Below are 19084 nucleotides of genomic sequence, written 5' to 3'. Positions count from 1 at the left end.
TTGAACATGAGCGAAGCCCAGGCGCGAGAAGAAATTTGCCGTGTGGGTGAAAGCCTATTTCAACGAGGCTATGTGCATGCTACCGCTGGCAACATCAGCGTGCGTTTGGACCACGGTTTTTTAATCACCCCCACAGATGCCTGCTTGGGATTTTTAGATCCAGCAGATCTGGCCTTGCTGGATCACGATGGTCACCAACTGAGCGGCAACCGCGCCAGCAAAACCATTGCCTTGCACCGCAAAATTTACGAAGCCTCCGATCACGCACCCGGCAGCTGGCCAGCCCACTGCGTCATTCACACCCACAGCACCCACTGCGTGGGTCTCAGTTTGCGCGCCAAAGGGCCTGAGCTGTTGCCCCCCATCACGCCTTACTTTGTGATGAAGGTCGGCCACGTGCCCTTGATTCCGTATTTCCGTCCGGGTGATGTGCTGGCGGCTGATGCGGTGGCCGATGCCATTCTTCACTATGCCAAAGTCGACACACCCATTCGCGCCGTCATGTTGTCGCGTTTGGGGCCCAATGTATGGCACCAAGATTTAACGCAGGCCATGGCCACCCTGGAAGAGTTAGAAGAAACCGCGAAACTGGTTCAAAACCTGGCACCTCATCTGCCCGAAAATTTATCGGATGCACAGATTGAAGAATTGCGTCAGAATTTTGGAGCCGCTTGGTGATCTTGCACTGAGCACCCACACAACACAAACAGTGCACATCGCACCTGCGATTTTCTTGAAAGCTTCTCATGCCTCAATTTGCCGCCAACCTGTCCATGATGTACCCCGACATGGATTTTCTGGACCGTTTCGAAGCAGCGGCCAAGGATGGTTTCAAGGCGGTTGAGTATTTGTTCCCCTACGCGTATGCCGCCGAAGAACTGGCTGCTCGCCTCAAAAACAACGGCCTGCAACAAGTCTTGTTCAACATGCCGCCTGGCGGCATCGATGACGCCAGCACCTTGAGCGCCTGGGACAAAGGTGATCGCGGCACAGCATGCAGTCCCGGTCGCGAAGCTGAGTACCAAGCCGGCGTGCACCGTGCCATGCGTTATGCAGAGGTGTTGGGTTGCCCCCGCATTCACTCCATGGCCGGCGTGTTGCCAACGGGCGTCTCGCGTGAGCAAGCGCAAAAAACCTTGGTGGCCAATTTGAAGTGGGCCTGCCAACAGGCCAAAACAGCTGGCTTGGACGTTTTGCTGGAACCCATCAACCCCCGCGGCATTCCCGGATTTTTTGTCAATCGCCAAGACCATGCCCACGAGATCTTGGCCGAGGTGAACGAGCCCAATCTGAAAGTGCAGATGGATTTGTTCCACTGCCAAATTGTGGAAGGCGACGTCACCACCAAAATTGAGCGCTATTTGCCCACAGGCAAGGTCGGTCACTTTCAAATTGCCGATGTGCCTTTGCGCCATGAACCTGGCACCGGTGAATTGAACTGGCCCTATCTGTTTGACCTGATTGACCGTCTGTCGGCAGAATGTGATTGGCAAGGTTGGGTGGGCTGCGAGTATGTGCCCGCAGACATCACCCAGGGTGGCACCTCACGCGGTTTGTCGTGGTTGAAATCTGTTTGAATTTTTGGAGTCCCTCATGAACGCACCTCTTCACAAAGAAATGCCCGCTGGTTTGCTCAATGCAGAAACCGCTTTGCGCGACGTCACACAGGCTTGGGATTCCAAGATTTTGAAAGAACTCACGCAGTACATTGAAATTCCTGCCAAGTCGCCTTCCTTTGATGCCAACTGGGAAGCCAATGGCTATCTCGACACGGTGCTGCGCCAAACAGCTGCATGGATTGAAGCGCAAAAGGTGGCGGGTCTCACCTTGGAGATCATTCGCTTGCCAGGCCGCACGCCGGTTTTGTACTTCGACATTCCCGCCACACGCGCGCAATCGAAAGGCTCTGGCCAAACCGTGTTGATGTACGGCCACTTGGATAAACAACCCGAGTTCAGCGGCTGGCGCAACGATTTGGGTCCGTGGACACCCAAATACGAAGAAGGCAAGTTGTATGGGCGCGGCGGCGCCGACGATGGCTACGCTGCTTACGCCAGCATTGCCGCCGTCCAGGCGCTCAAAAATCAAAACACACCCCATCCACGCATCGTGGGTTTGATTGAAACTTGCGAAGAGTCTGGCTCTTACGATTTGTTGCCTTACATCGACAGCTTGCGTCCCCGTTTGGGCGATGTGGGTCTGGTCATTTGCTTGGACAGTGGCGCAGGCAACTATGACCAGTTGTGGCTCACCACCAGCCTGCGCGGCATGGCCAGTGGCACCTTGAAGGTTGAAATTCTGACCGAAGGCATTCACTCGGGCGATGCATCAGGCTTGGTGCCTTCCAGTTTCCGCATCATGCGCCAAGTGCTTGACCGCCTGGAAGACAGCAAGTCAGGTCGCTTACTGCCCGACAGCTTTCACTGCGAAGTGCCAGCCGACCGCTTGGCACAAGCCAAAGCCACGGCCAGCATCTTGGGCGAAGAGGTTTACAAACGTTTTCCATGGGCGCATTACGACTGCGGTGGTTCCACCACCTTTGCACTGCCCACCACCACCGATCCGCTGCAAGCTTTGCTCAATCGCACATGGACACCCACCTTGAGCGTAACCGGTGCGGAAGGTTTCCCTACTTTGGAGAATGCAGGCAACGTTCTGCGTCCCTACACCGCGTTCAAGCTCAGCTTGCGTTTGCCACCGCTGGTCGATGCAGCCTCTGCCGTGGCAGAAATGAAAACCTTGCTGGAAGACAACGCCCCCTACCAAGCCCGCGTCACGTTTGAATCCAATGGCGGCGCCACGGGTTGGAACGCTCCCAGCAGCACACCTTGGTTTGAAAAGGCCCTGCAAACCGCCAGCCAATCGCACTTTGGTGCGTCGGTGGGTTACATCGGTCAAGGGGGCACCATCCCCTTGATGAACATGCTCAGCCAAGGTTTCCCAACAGCGCAAATGATGGTGTGTGGCGTACTGGGCCCCAAGAGCAATGCCCACGGCCCCAACGAGTTCTTGCATGTGCCCTATGCGAAAAAACTCACGGCCTCCGTGGCCGAGGTGATGGCGTCGTTGCCTTAAGTCAGGTGCTTTGTTTGCGAACCCAAACCATCCATGCCAAAGACAAGGCAATCAAGGCCACGGGGATCAGTGAGCCGTAGTTCAACCACGTCCATCCTTGTGTAGTCACCAAAGCGCCTGAAGCAAACGACGTGACGGCCATGGTGGCAAACACGCAGAAATTGATCGCGGCTTGACCGCGGTCTTTTTCTTCAGGGCGCCATGCCGTCATCGACAAGGTGGTGCTGCCCGTGAACACAAAGTTCCAACCGACGCCCAACAAGAAGAGGGCCACCAAGAACTGATTCAAGTCGGTGCCCGACAATGCCACGGCAATGCAAACAAAATTCAAGAGCACGCCCACGCCCATGATTTGCAAGGTGCCAAATTTCTTGATCAAGTGACCCGTGAAGAAGCCGGGCGCAAACATGCCGATCACATGCCATTCCAGCACCAGCGCAGCGTCACTGAATTGGTAACCGCACACTTGCATGGCCAAAGGTGTGGCGGCCATCAACAAGTTCATCACGCCATAACTCATGGCCGAGGACACCGCCGCCACGATGAAGACCGGTTGCTTCATGATCTCGGACAAGGGTCGACCGTCTGAGCTGCCTTTGGCCTTTTCAACCACAGGGGGAAACTTCACAAAGTGCATCAGCACCATGCCCAACACCGCCACCACGGTGAGGGCCACATAGGCCCCCATGAACGGCGTCTCAAACCAGCCCTTGCTTTTGGAGGCCAGATTGGGGCCCACGATGGCGCCAATCAATCCACCGGCCATCACCCACGAGACGGCCTTCTCACGAAAAGAGGGCTCTGCCAACTCAGCCGCAGCAAAACGATACAACTGACCATTGGCACTGTAATAACCGGCGATCAATGTGGCGACTGTGAGCAATGCGAAGTTGTGGGTGTAGGCCGCATAGGCGCACAAGACCGCAGACAACAAGCCCACCAGCAGCCCCAACTGAAACGACACGCGCCGTCCCCACTTGGCTTGTGATTTGGCCACCAGCCCAGTGGACAGCGCGCCGCCCACCACGTAGCCCATCACAGGCAAGGTGGCCATCCAGCCCACCGGCGCCAGGCTCAAGCCCACCAAGCCATTGATGGCAATGAAGGTCACGTTGTTGGTGAGAAACAGGCCTTGGCACAAAGCCAATAAGAAAAGATTGGGGTTCATACACCCGAGTGTATCTAGGTCAGCAAGCCCAAGGCAGACAAAACGGCGACAGGGGCTGTTTCGGCTCTCAAGACCCGTTGACCCAAACTCACAGGCAAGAAGCCTGCAGCCAAGGCTTGTGCTTCCTCATCAGGGCTGAGGCCGCCTTCGGGGCCACTCAAAAGAATGAGCTCAAGTGCTTGGCCTGCCGCTTGGGTCGGCAAGGCTTGCAGCGCCTCCTGCAAGCTTTTCGTACCATCGGCCAAGGACAAGATCCAACGTGTGCAGTTGGACTGCTGCGCCGACGCAGTGATGGCTTGCGACAAAGTCAGTGGCGTCGCTACTTGCAAGACACGGTTGCGACCACATTGTTCGCTGGCAGCCACAGCAATGGCTTGCCAGTGCGCCAATTTTTTGTCGGCCCGCTCGCCTTTGAGTTTCAAGACACTGCGCTCGGCCGTGATCGGCAAGAGCGTGCTGGCGCCCAATTCGGTGGCTTTTTCAAGCAACCAGTCCATGCGTTCGTTGGCGGTGATGCCCGACCACAAATGGATGCGCACATCCAACTCGCGCTCTATGTCGATGCGTTGCGTCACACGAACGCCCACATCACTGCGACCCATGCGCGTGATGACGGCCACACATTCACCGCCCTCACCGTTGAACAAGGTGATCTCGTCACCGGGCTGCATTCTGCGAACTTGAACGTGCCGCGCAGTGCCTGCGGGCAAGTCCAATTCGTCGCCAGGATGAAGGGCTGCGGGGCAGTGAAAGCGGGGCAGTTGCGACATGGCTTTACATTCGGCCAAACGCAAAGCCAGTGACGCCGTCGGTGCCTTCGACCTCTTCGATCAAACGCAGCAAAGGCTTGAGCTCAATGTAGCGAGACGCTGTAGCGCGAATGTAGGCAATGAATCGCGGCGCATCAGCGAGGTACTTGTCTTTGCCATCGCGCAAGGTGAGGCGTGCAAAGATGCCCGCCACTTTGAGGTGCCGCTGCAAGCCCATCCACTCCACCGCGCGGTAGAAGGCGCCAAAGTCTTGGTGCCAATCTTCAAAATCGAGCAAGCCTGCTTTGCGGGCTTTTTCCCAATAGCGAATGGTGACATCGAGCACAAAGTCTTCTTCCCATGTGAGGAAGGCGTCGCGCATGAGGCTGGCCACATCGTAGGTAACGGGGCCGTAGACCGCATCTTGAAAATCCAAAACGCCCAAGGCACTATCCTGCCCAGTGGGCATCATCAAATTACGCGGCATGAAGTCGCGGTGCACAAACACCGAGGGCGCGGCCAAATTGCGCGCCACCAAAGTCTGGAAGGTGCTGTCCAAGGTGCTGCGCATTTTGCCTTCGACTTTCAGGCCGCGGTGCTGTGTCAGGTACCAATCGGGAAACAAGCTCAGCTCGCGCTGAAGCAGGGCTTCATCGTAGGGGGGCAACACACCAGGTTTGGAAGACAACTGCCACGCAATCAGGGCATCGACGGCCTGCATGTACAGGCCATGGTTGGCCTGAGGGTTTTGCTTGTCAATGGCGGCCATCATGGTTTGGTCACCCAAGTCGGTGAGCAACATGAAGCCTTGAGGTGCGTCCCACGCCAAAACCTCTGGCGCTTTCAAGCCCGCCGCTTGCATGAGCTTGGCCACTTTGACGAAGGGCTCGCAATTTTCTTTGTCGGGCGGGGCGTCCATCACGATCAAACTGGCGCCCTGCTGCTGGTCCACCCGCAAATACCGGCGAAAGCTGGCATCCGCAGAAGCGATGCGCAAGCTTGACGGCAGCACCCCGTGTGTGGCCGCCAAGGATTGAAGCCACGCCTCACAGGCCAATTGGCGTTGCGGGTCTGCCCAAGGCACTGTAGCGGTAGATGTCTGATCCGAGTTCAAAGTCTCATTCCAAGTCAAAAAACGACGGCAAAGGGTGCCGCTTCACATTGTGGAGGCCACAGAGGCGGCACTCATGGATAATCCATTCTACAAACACCCGTCCTTGCAGATGACCGCCCCTTGAAGACCACCCACACATTTCAGAAACAAAAGCTTGCACAAGCCCTGACTTTGTGTGGCGTGTTGCTGTGGCAGCTGCCCAGTGTCGCCCAAGAAAAGGGGCCTGCCGCATCGCCCCCCCCAGCGAAACCGTCCGCCAGCGTGGTTCTCCAAAACAGCCTTCGCTTGGAAGAAAAAATCTCCGATTTAGAAAGAAAACAGTCGCCTGTGTTCGTCTCCGGTCAGCGGATCGATGCGCGGCCAGACTTGGACTTGGTGATTGAAGGCGATGCCAGCTTGCGAAAACAAGGCCTGAGCGTTCGCGCGCAACGCATTGAATACGACCAATCGCAAGACACCCTCAAGGCACAGGGCCAAGTGCGGATCATGCGCGAGGGCAATGTGTTTGAAGGCCCTTCACTCCAGCTGCAAGCCGATTCATTTCAAGGCAAATTTCAACAACCCACCTATTCTTTGCTGAAAGGTGGGGGCCATGGCGAAGCGGCTGAAATTGAATTCATCGATGCACAGCGGGCTACGGTGCGCAATGCCACTTACACCACATGTTCGCGTGTGCCAGGCCCCAGCTGGTTGCCAGAGTGGGTTCTCAAGGCCGCCAGCTTGCAGGTGAATGAAGAGGACAACACCGTCCAAGCCAAAGACATGCAACTGCGCTTCAAAGATGTGCCCATCTTGGCGGCGCCGTCGCTGACGTTTCCATTGAACAGCGCCAGACAATCAGGCCTTTTGGCCCCGTTGATTGGCATTGACAGCGTGAGCGGCATTGAGGTGTCCTCGCCGTATTACTGGAACATTGCGCCAAACCGAGATGCCACGCTGAGCACCACGGTCATGAGCAAACGCGGCGTGGCACTTGATTCTGAATTTCGTTATTTGGAAACAGACAGTCAAGGACAAGCACGTTTGAACGTGATGCCCAACGACAGCTTGCGCCAACAATCGCGCTGGGGTTTGTCGGCACAGCACATCGGCGGCATTGAAACTGGCAACAGTGTGTTGGGCCGATTGGGTGTCAATGTGAATTTAAACCGCGTTAGCGATGACAACTATTGGCGGGATTTTCCACGTGCAGGCTTGTCTTTGACGCAACGTCTGTTGCCCGCCTCGGGCAGTGTGTATTGGGGACAAGGCGATTGGACCCTGATGACCCAGGTCTTGAAATTCCAAACCCTGCAAGACATCAGCTCACCCATCACGCCGCCTTACGACCGGTCACCTCAAATGGTGGCCCGCTACAACAAGTGGGACGTTCAGGGCTTCGATGTCGGCTTCACCGCTGACACCACGCGCTTTGAGGCCGATTACAGTCAAATTCCAGGTGGCACCAGTGCCATTTTGAGAAATGGCCAGCGCAGTTATGCGGCCGCCCAAATCAGTCACCCTTGGCTCAAGCCTTGGGGCTTTGTGATTCCTAAAATTCAACTGCACGGCACGCGCTACCAGCTGGACACGCCATTGGCCACTGGCCAATCGGAAGTCAACCGTTTGTTGCCCACTTTCAGCCTGGACACGGGTTTGGTTTACGAACGCGATGCCTCCTTCTTTGGCCGAGGACTTCGCCAAACGCTCGAGCCTCGCGCATTTTTTGTCAGAACACCTTACAAAGATCAAAGCCAACTGCCCAGCTACGACAGCGGTGCCACCGACTTCAACCTGACCACGGTCTACTCCGAAAACCCCTACGTGGGTCAAGACCGCATTGCCGACAACAACTTGGTTACCTTGGGTGTGAACAGCCGATTGTTTGACAACAACACGGGGGCTGAATTGGCGCGGTTTGGCGTGGCACAGCGCTATCGTTTTTCGGACCAATTGGTTCGACTGCCGGGTGAGTTGCCTGTGTCTTCTGGCTTTAGCGACATTTTGTTGGGGGCAGGTGTGCGTTGGGACAACCGGTGGACCTTCGACTCCACTTTGCAATTCGATGCCCAAACCCATCGCACCACACGCACCACACTCACAACGCGCTTCAACCCCAGCCCTTACCGCGTGTTCAACACCGCCTATCGCCTGACCCGCGATCAAAGCGAGCAAATTGACTTAGGCTGGCAATGGCCCTTGCGTGACTTTGCTTGGGGCACTGACGAAGCGCCAGCAGCAGGCCAAGCATTAGCGCCAGGACAAGGCTTAGGCGCCGACCGTTGGTACAGTGTAGGGCGCATGAACTTCAGCCTGAAAGACCGCAAAATGGTCGACACCCTGCTGGGCTTTGAGTACGACGCTGGCTGTTGGTTGGGCCGCGTGGTTTATGAGCGCTTGCAAAGTACCACCAGCACCTCACGCAGCCGAATTTTGTTCCAGCTTGAATTTGTGGGTTTGGCGCGCGTCGGTTCAAGCCCACTGAAAACATTGCGCGACAATATCCCTCGTTACCAATACCTCCGAGAAGACTTGGCGCCCACCAGCAGATTCACCTCTTATGACTAACTCTTTCTCTTTGAACGCAACCAAGTCGCAAACTGGCTTGCACCTCACCGCGACCCTTCGCCAATTGAAACAAGCACTGCTTGGCGTGGGATGGTGCATGGGCCTCTTGGCCATAGGCGGGCACGCCAATCACGTGCTCGCACAAGGCCCGGTCAAAGTGCGCCCTGCTGATTACATTGTGGCGGTTGTGAACTCTGAACCCATCACCAACAACGAAGTTCAAAATCTCAAACTCCGTTTGGCAAAACAAGTTGTTCCTGGCAGTCCGGTGCCAGACGCCAAAACCCTGACCCAGCAAGCCCTCGATCAATTGATCAACGAGAAAGCCCAATTGCAACAGGCACGCGACAATGGCATTCGCATCGACGACACCGAAGTGGATCAAGCTGAGGCCACCATCGCACGACAAAACCAAGTGAGCAAAGAAGAGCTCTACAAACGCGTGGCGACCGAGGGTTTGAGTGTCACGGCCTTCCGTGAGCAGCTTCGCAGTCAACTCATGATCAGTCGTTTGCGCGAACGCGAGGTTGACAACCGCGCTCGCGTCTCAGACACAGATGTCGAGCAATTCATTCAAACACAGCAAGCCGGCAAGCCCTCAACGGGTCTTTCCTATGATTTGAATCTGGGCATGATCTTGGTGGCGGTTCCAGAAACCGCTTCCGACAAAGAAGTCGCTGAATTACAAGCCAAGGCCTTGCAAATTTCAAAGCGTGCCAAAGCGGGTGAGAACTTTGCAACGCTGGCAAGCACTTTCTCTCAGGCGAGCGACAAAGGTGCCAACGGCGGCGAGATGGGTTTGCGCCCGGCCGATCGTTATCCCACCTTGTTTGTCGACAGCACACGGAGTTTGACCAAAGGTGACATCTCGGAGCCCGTTCGCTCTGGCGCTGGCTTTCACATCTTGAAAGTGCTTGATAAAAAACAAACCGAACTCAGCAACACCACCATTGTTCAGACACGCGCGCGTCATATATTGCTGCGCGTTTCCAACGAGCTCAATGAAACTGCGGCGCGCAATCGCTTGCTAACTTACAAACAGCGCATCCAAGCAGGTTCTGATTTTGCAGACCTGGCGCGTCAGTTCTCACAAGACGGCAGTGCGCAAACCGGGGGCGACTTGGGTTGGGCCAGCCCGGGTCAATTCGTCCCTGAGTTTGAAGAAGTGATGGCGCGCCTGCGCCCCGGACAAGTCAGCGAGCCATTGGTTTCACGCTTTGGCGTTCACTTGATACAAGTGATGGAACGCCGTGAAGTGCCGCTGACTTTGCGCGAGCAACGTGAGATGGTTCGCAACCAGTTGCGCGAAAAGAAAATGGAAGAAATGTACGCGGCATGGGTGGACGAATTGCGCGGCCGCGCCTATGTTGAATTGCGTGATCCACCGCAATGAAACACATCCCACGCAAGCGATTTGGCCAGCATTTTTTAGCTGACGGCGGCATCATTGATGCCATCGTCGACGCCATTGGCCCGCAAGCTGGCCAACCCATGGTTGAAATTGGCCCTGGCCTGGCAGCACTCACTCAGCCCTTGGTAGAGCGCCTGGGTCATCTCACTGTGATCGAGTTAGATCGCGATCTGGCCTTGCGCCTGCGTCTGCACAAACAACTCACCGTGGTGGAATCGGATGTTTTGAAAGTTGATTTCACCGCATTGGCTGCAGGCCAAAAACTGCGCGTGGTGGGCAACTTGCCCTACAACATTTCCACGCCCATCTTATTTCACTTGCTTGAACATGTTGCCGTCATAGAAGACCAGCACTTCATGCTGCAAAAAGAAGTGATCGATCGCATGGTGGCACTTCCCGCAACCTCAGATTACGGTCGTTTGTCGGTCATGCTGCAATGGCGCTACGCCATGGAAAATGTGTTGTTTGTGCCGCCCGAAAGTTTTGACCCACCGCCACGCGTTGACAGTGCGGTGGTCCGAATGGTGCCACGCGCAACGCCGGCCGCCATCGAGCCCAAACTCTTAGAAAAATTGGTACAGGTTGCCTTCAGTCAACGTCGAAAATTGATGCGTCACACCTTGGGTGCTTGGTTGACTGAAAGAAACTTTTCGGGCACCTTTGATGTCCAACGCAGAGCCGAAGAAGTACCGGTTGAGGAATACCTCAACTTGGCGTTGGCACTGCAGCGTGAAGCGTCGCCATGAAATGAAAAAAACGCTGCAAGCTTGAAAGCCTGCAGCGCTTGAGGTTCAGAAGGCTTGGACGTTACGCCGCGGCCAACCAGTAACCTGCATTGAAGGGGCTGCTCATGCGCAAGGCCAAAGGCGATACGTCGACCAACTTGTCTGTTGGCATTTTCTCGCCTTCTTCGGCCAGCATTTCCACACCTTCTGCGTCGAGCTCTGGGGTGGGCTCGGGCAATTTTTCGCCGCCTGCCGTGGCAGCGCGAGCGACTGAGAAAGAATAGAAGCAGCGGAATGGCACCTTGCGGTCACCCCAGTAATCGGCTGTGTCGCGGAAGATGTCCAAAAGCTGTTCGCGTGCTTCTTTGTCAAACTTGGCATTGGCAGGAATTTGCTCCAAGACCACAATGAAACCAGGCTGAGGGCCTGACTTGTGCAGGGGGTCTGTCATGCAGTCGTACAAGGCATCAAAGTTTTTGCCAAAGTGCGTTGGCAAGGTAAATTGCGCTGCAATCAAATCCAAGACGTCTTGCTTGCTTTGGGCCTTGGCCAAGTTGGCATACAAAAAATGCTGGCCTAAACCTTGTGCCGCCTCTTGCAAGTCGTTGACACGAAATGCACGAATCGACTGGACGATGTTCGTCCGCACACCTTTCAATGGTGTTTCTTGGTCCTGTCGAATTGGCTTGTCCATCACCGTTCTCACTCTCTAATTTTTAAAACCAGCCTTTTGGGCTTTTTATTGACAAACACTGAGTGCCTGCATGCAAACACTCTTAACTTGATTCATTTCGGGCCATGTTGCACAGCCTTAAGGCGTCATCACGATTTCGCGAAAACTTGTGTAGTGGTCTTGCGTGTAAAAACACTGCTTTGGCAAGCGAGGCTCTTCGCCCCCACACACAATTCGACGTGCACCACGGCTTCTTTCACCAGGGGTTTTGACGGTGTACTCGCGGTAAAAACCGCGTTTTGCTGCAGGCAATTGCTTTTCTCGGTTGCCAAACACCACACCATCCTTTTCATATCGAAACGGCCCACCCTGACGGATGAGTTGGTAAGTATCTTGGCCCTCTTTGGGCAAATCCTGTAAAGCAATGGGTGCAGAAATGACTGCGTCAGGCCTTGATTTGGCTTGCACCAAATTAGTGCAAGGGCCTGCGAAAAACGCCAAACCAACGGCTAAAGCAGCAAAGTTAAGCGTCTTGATACCCATTTACAACCCTCAAAATCCTCGGGTAAACCCGGAAATTCGAAGGCGCTAGTGTGCCGGAAGGTGCAAAAAAATGCAAGTACTTTCCCCAATAAAAGGGATTTCCTTGCATGTCATCGCGGTGTGTTCCAACCGCAAGAAGCGCTTTAATTAACGGCTTGCGTTGGCATCCGCCACTGTGAGGGCCGTCATGTTGACGATGCGGCGCACGGTGGCGCTTGGCGTGAGGATGTGCACGGGTTTGGCAGCGCCCAACAGAACCGGGCCCACCGCAATGTTGCCGCCAGCGGCGGTTTTCAGCAGGTTGTAGGAAATGTTGGCGGCATCGATGTTGGGCAAGACCAGCAAATTGGCATCGCCGTGCAAGGTACTGTTGGGCATCAGATTGGCGCGTGCGTCACCGTCCAAAGCGATGTCGCCATGCATTTCGCCATCCACTTCCAGCCATGGCGCATTCTTTTGCAAGAGCGCCAAGGTGTCACGCATCTTCACAGCGCTGGGTTCATTGGAAGTGCCAAAGTTGGAGTGCGACAGCAATGCCACTTTGGGTCGAATGCCAAAACGCTTCATTTCATGCGCAGCCATGACCGTGATCTCGGCCAATTGCTCAGCCGTGGGGTCGTAGTTGACGTGGGTGTCGACCAGGAACACTTGCCTATTGGGCAGCATCAAGCCGTTCATGCAAGCAAAGGTGTTGACACCAGGACGCTTGCCAATCACTTGGTCCACATAGGGCAAGTGGGTGGCATTGGTACCCCATGTGCCGCAAATGAGACCGTCCACATCGCCTTTGTGCAAAAGCATGGTGCCAATCAAAGACAAGCGACGGCGCATTTCAATTTTGGCAATTTGAACCGTGATGCCTTTGCGCTCGGTCATGCGGTGGTAGGTTTGCCAGAAGTCGCGGTAACGGCTGTCTTGCTCAACGTTGACCACGTCGTAATCAATGCCCTCCCGCAAGCGCAAACCAAACTTCTCAATGCGCTCTGCAATGACGGCAGGACGACCTATAAGGGTGGGCCGCGCAAGCCCTTCGTCCGAGACGATTTGGGAGGCGCGCAAGACGCGTTCTTCTTCACCTTCGCTGTAGGCCACACGTTTTTTCAAACCACGCTTGGCCGCGGTGTAAATGGGCTTCATGGTGGTGCCCGACGCATACACAAAACTTTGCAGGCGTTCGCGGTAGGCTTCCATGTCAGCAATGGGGCGTGAAGCCACGCCGCTTTCAGCGGCAGCCTGCGCCACAGCAGGCGCAATCTTGATCATCAAGCGAGGATCAAAGGGTTTGGGAATCAGGTACTCGGGGCCAAAGACCAAAGGCTCACCGGCATACGCTGCCGCCACCACTTCACTTTGTTCGGCTTGCGCCAATTCAGCAATGGCGTACACCGCGGCAATTTCCATCTCCTGGGTGATGGTGGTTGCACCACAGTCGAGGGCACCCCTGAAAATATAGGGGAAGCACAAGACATTGTTGACCTGGTTGGGATAGTCGGTGCGGCCTGTTGCCATGATGGCATCGTCGCGCACGGCTTTGACATCTTCCGGCAAAATTTCTGGATTGGGATTGGCCAAAGCAAAGATCAATGGCTTGGCTGCCATTTTCTTCACCATGTCTTGCTTGAGCACGCCACCAGCGGACAATCCCAAGAACACATCGGCACCCTCAATGGCTTCTGCCAAGGTACGCTGCGCTGTTTTTTGGGCGAACTGAATTTTGTCTTCGTCCATCAGCTCGGTTCGGCCTTCGTACACCAAACCCGCCAGGTCAGTGACCCAAATGTTTTCGCGAGGAATGCCCAGTTTGACCAGCAAACCCAAGCAGGCCAAAGCCGCTGCACCCGCGCCAGAAGTGACCAACTTCACCTTGCTGGGGTCTTTGCCCACCACTTTCAAGCCATTCAAAATGGCTGCACCCACGGTAATGGCCGTGCCGTGCTGATCGTCGTGAAAGACTGGGATCTTCATGCGTTCGCGCAACTTGCGCTCGACGTAGAAACAGTCTGGGGCTTTGATGTCTTCTAAGTTGATGCCGCCAAAAGTTGGCTCGAGTGCGGCAATGATTTCGACCAATTTCTCGGGGTCTTTTTCATTGATCTCAATGTCGAACACATCGATGCCAGAGAATTTTTTGAACAGGACGGCCTTGCCTTCCATGACCGGTTTGCCAGCCAAGGGGCCAATGTCGCCCAAGCCCAGAACAGCCGTGCCATTGGTCACAACGCCGACCAAATTACCACGGCTGGTGTACTTGAACGCCGCCGCGGGGTCTTTGACAATTTCTTCGCAAGGTGCGGCAACGCCGGGTGAATAGGCCAGCGCCAAATCGTGTTGGTTCACCAACTGCTTGGTGGGGGCAATGGAGATTTTTCCGGGGGTGGGGAATTCGTGATATTCGAGCGCTGCACGGCGCAGTTGAGCGCGTCGTTCTTCCGCATTGGGCAATGGCATGGTTTGACTCCTATGGGGCAGCAAGGGCCCCGTCAACAGGTGAGAGGACTTGAGGTCCTACATGAGCCACATTCTAGACCCCCGAAACTGAGGGACCGATGTGGGAAACCGCACTCAAAGTACGCAGTGTTTTGACTTGTACGCACAAGCCAACTTGAAGCATTGGCTTGGCTTTCGTCATGCTCACGTGATGCACGGGCTGTTAAGCACGCATCAGCGCTTCAATCTCATCGGCTTTCACCGGCACACCGCGCGTGATCAATTCACAGCCTTTGGCCGTGACGACCGCATCGTCTTCAATGCGAATGCCAATGTTGTGGAAGCGCTCTGGCACGCCGGGTGCCGGGCGCACATAAATACCCGGCTCGATGGTGAGCACCATGCCAGGTCGCAAGATGCGGCTTGGGCGGTCTTTGATCAGCTCGCCGCTCAAAGGATCTTTGCGTTCACTGAAAGTGCCCACTTCTGAAGGCTCGACATAGCTGCCGCAATCGTGCACGTCCATGCCCAGCCAATGGCCCGTGCGGTGCATGTAAAACTGAAAATAGCTTCGATTGGCAATCACATCTTGCGCATTGCCCACTTTGTTGGCATCAAGCAAACCGACATCCAACATGCCTTGGGCCAGCACCTTGACTGTGGCCTCGTGCGGATCGACAAATCGCGCACCTTCATGCGTGGCCGCAATGGCGGCCTCTTGTGACGCCAAGACCAAGTCGTACAACTCGCGCTGAGCAGGGTTGAACTTGCCATTGGCTGGGAATGTGCGCGTGATGTCGCTGGCATAACCGTCGAGCTCACAACCCGCATCGATCAGTACCAAATCACCATTCAAAATGGGCGCAGCATCGGCGCGGTAGTGCAATACACACGCATTGGCGCCACCGGCCACGATGGAGCCATAGGCGGGGTATTGCGAGCCGTGCTGACGGAATTCGTGCAACAACTCCGCATCCAAATGGTATTCACGCACGTCTTGTCCAGCGCGCAACATGGCCGCAGAACGTTTCATGGCGCGGATGTGAGCGCCCGCACTGATTTGCGATGCGCGGCGCATGATGTCCAACTCGTGTGCATCTTTGATCAAACGCATTTCATCCAATATGCCGCACACATCGCGCTGTTGCTCTGGGCACAAAGCGCCATACCGCACACGAGATCTCACTGCATTCAAACCTGTTTCGATGCGTGCCGACAAGTCTTTGTGCGTGGCAAAGGGGTACCAGACCACCGACTTGTTTTCAAGCAAGCCAGGCAACTTGGCATCCAAGGCTGTAATGGACCAGGCCTCGTTCACACCCAAGTGCGCAGGCGCTGCCTCTGGGCCCAAACGCACACCATCCCAAATTTCTCGCTCTAAATCTTTGGGTTGGCAAAACAAGCTTGAGTGGCCGTCCGAGGTGATCACCAACCAAGCATGGGGCTCTGTGAAACCAGTCAGATAATAAAAATAGCTGTCATGACGGAACAAGAAATCACTGTCCCGATTGCGTTGACGCTCTGGCGCTGTGGGGATGATGGCGATGCTGTTGGGCGCTTGCGCGGCCATGTGAGCGGCCAGTTGGGCGCGACGTTTGGCGTACAGGTTGGAATCAAAGCTCATGTTGAAAAGACTGAATGAATGTGGGTTAAGTTTAAGGGGGCTCAGGGCTTTGAATTCAATTCCCTCAGGCGCTCAGGGGTACCGACATCGGTCCATGGCCCCGAATAAAGACTGGCACCGACTTGTCCACGGTCCATGGCGGCCCGCAACAGAGGCGCCAAGGGCGCTGCTTTGCCTTGTGGATTGCCCTGCGGCATGCCCGTCCAGAGCGGGTCAAAGAATTCTTTCTTGTACAGGGCAAACGTGCTGAAAGTGAACAGCTGATTGGGTTTGGGCAAATTCAAAGCTTGGCCATCCTCTGACAAGCCAAAGTCGCCGCCAGGGTTGTGGGGAGGATTGGGCACCAACCAAAGGTGGGCCAAGTTGGGGCTTCGTTCAAAAGCTTGCCATTGGTCCATCGAAAAATTAAATTCCGGTGCATAAATGTCGCCAGCAACGACCCAAAAAATTGCGGCCAAAGAAGGCAAGGCCCTGACAATGCCGCCGGCTGTTTCCAGGGCATAACCAAAGGCCTGTCCTTCATGCGAGTAACGCAGCCGAATGTGCCCCACTTCAGGCAAATTGGGGTTCAGACCATACCTAGACTCAATTTGCTCCCCTAGCCAGGCCGTATTGATCAATTGATCATGAAACCCCGCTTTGGCCATGGCCTCCATGTGCCACTGCATCAAAGGCTTGTCATGCACGGTTAAAAGGGGTTTAGGGGTTTGGTCAGTCAGGGGACGCATGCGCTCACCCCGGCCAGCAGCCAAGATCATGACCTTTGCCAAGCTTTGGTCGTCGGTGCCCACCCAGTCTTTGGACGAGCTTGGGTCTAAATTGGAATCCAAGGTATTCAAACGCATGCCGCTATGTTGCCACGCTGTAGGGGATGCGCAAGCTCATGGGCGGTAAAATAGAGGGCTAACTTGTCAATTTCATTGTCAATTCCCACTGACTCATTTTTTGGAGCCCCCATGGCAATCACCCAACCCGCAGCTCAACAAATGGCCAATGCCATCCGTGCCCTGGCCATGGACGCTGTTCAACAAGCCAATTCGGGTCACCCCGGCGCGCCCATGGGCATGGCCGACATGGCCGTGGCTTTGTGGGGCGAGCACCTGCAACACAACCCCAAAAACCCCCACTGGGCCAACCGCGATCGCTTCGTGTTGTCCAACGGCCATGGCTCCATGATCCTGTATGCATTGCTGCACCTCACAGGCTATCCCTTGCCCATGACGGAATTGAAAAACTTCCGCCAGTTGCACAGCAAAACCGCCGGTCACCCCGAAGTGGGCATCACCCCTGGCGTTGAAACCACCACCGGTCCTTTGGGTCAAGGCATCACCAATGCCGTTGGCATGGCTTTGGCCGAAAAATTGTTGGCCTCCGAATTCAACCAGCCTGGACACGCCATCGTCGACCACCACACCTATGTGTTCATGGGCGATGGTTGCTTGATGGAAGGCATCAGCCACGAAGCTTGCGCTTTGGCGGGCGCTTGGAAACTCAACAAGCTGATTGCGCTGTACGATGACAACGGCATCTCGATTGACGGTCAAGTGGCCCCTTGGTTCATTGACAACACACCGCAACGTTTTGCCGCCTACGGCTGGAACGTGATTGATGCAGTGGACGGCCATGACGCTGCTGCTGTGGCCAAAGCCATTGCCGATGCCAAAAACAGCGCCGACAAGCCCACACTGATCGTTTGCAAAACATCGATCGGCAAAGGCAGCCCCAACCGTGCCAACACCTCCAAGGCGCACGGCGAACCTTTGGGCGCCGAAGAAATCAAACTCACACGCGAAGCTTTGGGCTGGGCACACGAGCCCTTCGTCATCCCCAAAGATGTGTACGCCAACTGGGATGCCAAGCAAAGTGGCGCCGCGCGCGAAGCTGATTGGAACAAAGCCTTTGCCGCCTACAAAGCTGCACACCCCGCATTGGCCAAAGAATTTGTGCGCCGCATGAAAGGCGAGTTGCCCAAGAACTTTGCGCAAACTGCAGTTGATGCAGTCATTGCAGCGCACACCAAAACCGAAACCGTGGCCAGCCGCAAGGCCAGCCAATTGGCTTTGGAAGCTTTCACGGCTGCCTTGCCTGAAATGCTGGGCGGCTCTGCCGACCTGACGGGCTCCAACCTCACCAACACGTCTTCCACACCCGCCCTGCGCATGAACCTGGCAGGCGATGTGGTGAAGAACGACAAAGGCCAGATTGGCCGCCACATCAACTATGGCGTGCGCGAATTTGGCATGGCCGCCATCATGAACGGCGTGGCTTTGCACGGCGGCTACATCCCTTACGGCGGCACTTTCCTCACGTTCAGCGATTACTCACGCAACGCCATTCGCATGGCTGCCCTCATGAAGCAACGCGTAATCCATGTATTCACGCACGACTCCATTGGCTTGGGCGAAGACGGCCCCACACACCAGTCGATTGAACACGCTGCCAGCTTGCGATTGATTCCTGGCCTCGATGTGTGGCGTCCTGCCGATACAGCCGAGACCACTGTGGCTTGGGCCGTGGCTTTGGAAAACAAAGACCGTCCTACAGCGCTGTTGTTGTCACGTCAAAACTTGCCTTACGCACCCAAGTCCGATTTGGGCGAGATCAGCCGCGGCGCTTATGTGCTGGCCGAGCCTTCACGCGTGGGCATTGCCAAAGCCAAGGCCGTGATCATTGCCACAGGCTCTGAAGTTCAGTTGGCCTTGAAAGCACAAGAGTTGTTGGCCGAGAAGAAAATTGGCGTGCGCGTGGTGTCGATGCCCAGCACCACCACCTTCGATCGTCAAACCAGCAGCTACAAATCTGAAGTCTTGCCAGCTGGCTTGCCACGCGTGGCGGTTGAGATGGGCAGCACCGATGGCTGGTGGAAGTACGGTGTGGTAGCCGTGGTCGGTATCGACACCTATGGCGAGTCTGCACCGGCACCTGTGCTGTTTAAACACTTCGGCTTCACGGCAGAGAACGTGGCCGAGACCGTGCAAGTGGCTTTGCAGAAAAAATAATTTCTGCGTTCAGCGCTTCACTTGAATCA

At 55.5% G+C, this 19084-nt stretch carries 14 protein-coding genes and 1 pseudogene; 7 read left to right on the top strand and 8 right to left on the bottom strand.

All coding sequences use genetic code 11. The annotated features are described in order from the left end of the window. Positions 1-6 precede the first annotated feature (6 nt). From B9Z46_RS11575 to B9Z46_RS11565, 3 genes are all read left to right on the top strand, one after another. On the top strand, positions 7-678 hold the full coding sequence (locus B9Z46_RS11575; RefSeq protein WP_108256880.1) for an aldolase: 672 nt from the start codon (positions 7-9) through the stop codon (positions 676-678). A 68-nt stretch (positions 679-746) separates the two neighbouring features. After that, a complete protein-coding gene (otnI, locus tag B9Z46_RS11570; RefSeq protein WP_108256641.1) occupies positions 747-1577 on the top strand; it encodes a 2-oxo-tetronate isomerase in 831 nt (276 codons plus the stop codon). A 16-nt stretch (positions 1578-1593) separates the two neighbouring features. Then, positions 1594-3075, top strand: coding sequence for a M20 family metallopeptidase (locus tag B9Z46_RS11565; RefSeq protein WP_108256639.1), 1482 nt, complete (start codon positions 1594-1596; stop codon positions 3073-3075). Position 3076: 1 nt separating this feature from the next. Here the strand turns inward: B9Z46_RS11565 and B9Z46_RS11560 are convergent, their stop codons facing one another. From B9Z46_RS11560 to B9Z46_RS11550, 3 genes are read right to left on the bottom strand one after another with little or no spacing between them, the layout of a single operon-like run. Beyond that, positions 3077-4243: an MFS transporter gene (locus B9Z46_RS11560; RefSeq protein ID WP_108256637.1), complete on the bottom strand. Its 1167-nt coding sequence runs from the start codon at positions 4241-4243 to the stop codon at positions 3077-3079. A 14-nt stretch (positions 4244-4257) separates the two neighbouring features. Beyond that, positions 4258-5004, bottom strand: a complete 747-nt coding sequence (locus B9Z46_RS11555) for a 16S rRNA (uracil(1498)-N(3))-methyltransferase (RefSeq protein WP_108256878.1) — start codon at positions 5002-5004, stop codon at positions 4258-4260. Between the two features lie 13 nt (positions 5005-5017). Next, positions 5018-6106, bottom strand: a complete 1089-nt coding sequence (locus tag B9Z46_RS11550) for an aminoglycoside phosphotransferase family protein (protein ID WP_199220598.1) — start codon at positions 6104-6106, stop codon at positions 5018-5020. Between the two features lie 120 nt (positions 6107-6226). Here B9Z46_RS11550 and B9Z46_RS11545 point away from each other — a divergent pair, with 120 nt between their 5' ends. From B9Z46_RS11545 to rsmA, 3 genes are read left to right on the top strand one after another with little or no spacing between them, the layout of a single operon-like run. After that, a complete protein-coding gene (locus B9Z46_RS11545; RefSeq protein ID WP_233245995.1) occupies positions 6227-8653 on the top strand; it encodes an LPS-assembly protein LptD in 2427 nt (808 codons plus the stop codon). Next, positions 8646-10046 carry a peptidylprolyl isomerase gene (locus B9Z46_RS11540; RefSeq protein ID WP_108256633.1) on the top strand — a complete coding sequence of 467 codons (1401 nt, stop codon included), beginning with the start codon at positions 8646-8648 and terminating at the stop codon, positions 10044-10046. The genes B9Z46_RS11545 and B9Z46_RS11540 overlap by 8 nt, the downstream gene beginning before the upstream one ends. Next, the gene (gene rsmA / locus B9Z46_RS11535) at positions 10043-10810 is read left to right on the top strand and encodes a 16S rRNA (adenine(1518)-N(6)/adenine(1519)-N(6))-dimethyltransferase RsmA (protein WP_108256631.1); all 768 of its coding nucleotides are present in this window, start codon (positions 10043-10045) and stop codon (positions 10808-10810) included. The genes B9Z46_RS11540 and rsmA overlap by 4 nt, the downstream gene beginning before the upstream one ends. A gap of 253 nt (positions 10811-11063) precedes the next feature. Here the strand turns inward: rsmA and B9Z46_RS11530 are convergent. The 5 genes and pseudogenes from B9Z46_RS11530 to B9Z46_RS11510 all read right to left on the bottom strand — a co-directional run. Continuing rightward, a pseudogene (locus B9Z46_RS11530) lies at positions 11064-11483 on the bottom strand (barstar family protein); the annotation flags it as partial. A 117-nt stretch (positions 11484-11600) separates the two neighbouring features. Next, positions 11601-12005, bottom strand: coding sequence for a ribonuclease domain-containing protein (locus tag B9Z46_RS11525; RefSeq protein ID WP_108256629.1), 405 nt, complete (start codon positions 12003-12005; stop codon positions 11601-11603). Between the two features lie 147 nt (positions 12006-12152). Further along, positions 12153-14453, bottom strand: coding sequence for an NADP-dependent malic enzyme (locus B9Z46_RS11520; protein WP_108256627.1), 2301 nt, complete (start codon positions 14451-14453; stop codon positions 12153-12155). A gap of 202 nt (positions 14454-14655) precedes the next feature. Next, complete coding sequence (locus B9Z46_RS11515) at positions 14656-16056, bottom strand: aminopeptidase P N-terminal domain-containing protein (protein ID WP_108256625.1); 1401 nt, start codon at positions 16054-16056, stop codon at positions 14656-14658. Between the two features lie 41 nt (positions 16057-16097). Beyond that, on the bottom strand, positions 16098-16814 hold the full coding sequence (locus B9Z46_RS11510) for a nucleotidyltransferase family protein (RefSeq protein WP_108256874.1): 717 nt from the start codon (positions 16812-16814) through the stop codon (positions 16098-16100). Positions 16815-17012: 198 nt separating this feature from the next. Here B9Z46_RS11510 and tkt point away from each other — a divergent pair, with 198 nt between their 5' ends. Next, positions 17013-19055 carry a transketolase gene (gene tkt, locus B9Z46_RS11505; protein ID WP_108256623.1) on the top strand — a complete coding sequence of 681 codons (2043 nt, stop codon included), beginning with the start codon at positions 17013-17015 and terminating at the stop codon, positions 19053-19055. Positions 19056-19084 lie beyond the last annotated feature (29 nt).

The sequence above is a fragment of the Limnohabitans sp. Hippo4 genome, from assembly GCF_003063605.1.
Lineage (GTDB): Bacteria > Pseudomonadota > Gammaproteobacteria > Burkholderiales > Burkholderiaceae_C > Limnohabitans_A.
Note: the sequence above shows the minus strand (reverse complement) of the source record. Positions and strands in the feature narration are given on the sequence as shown.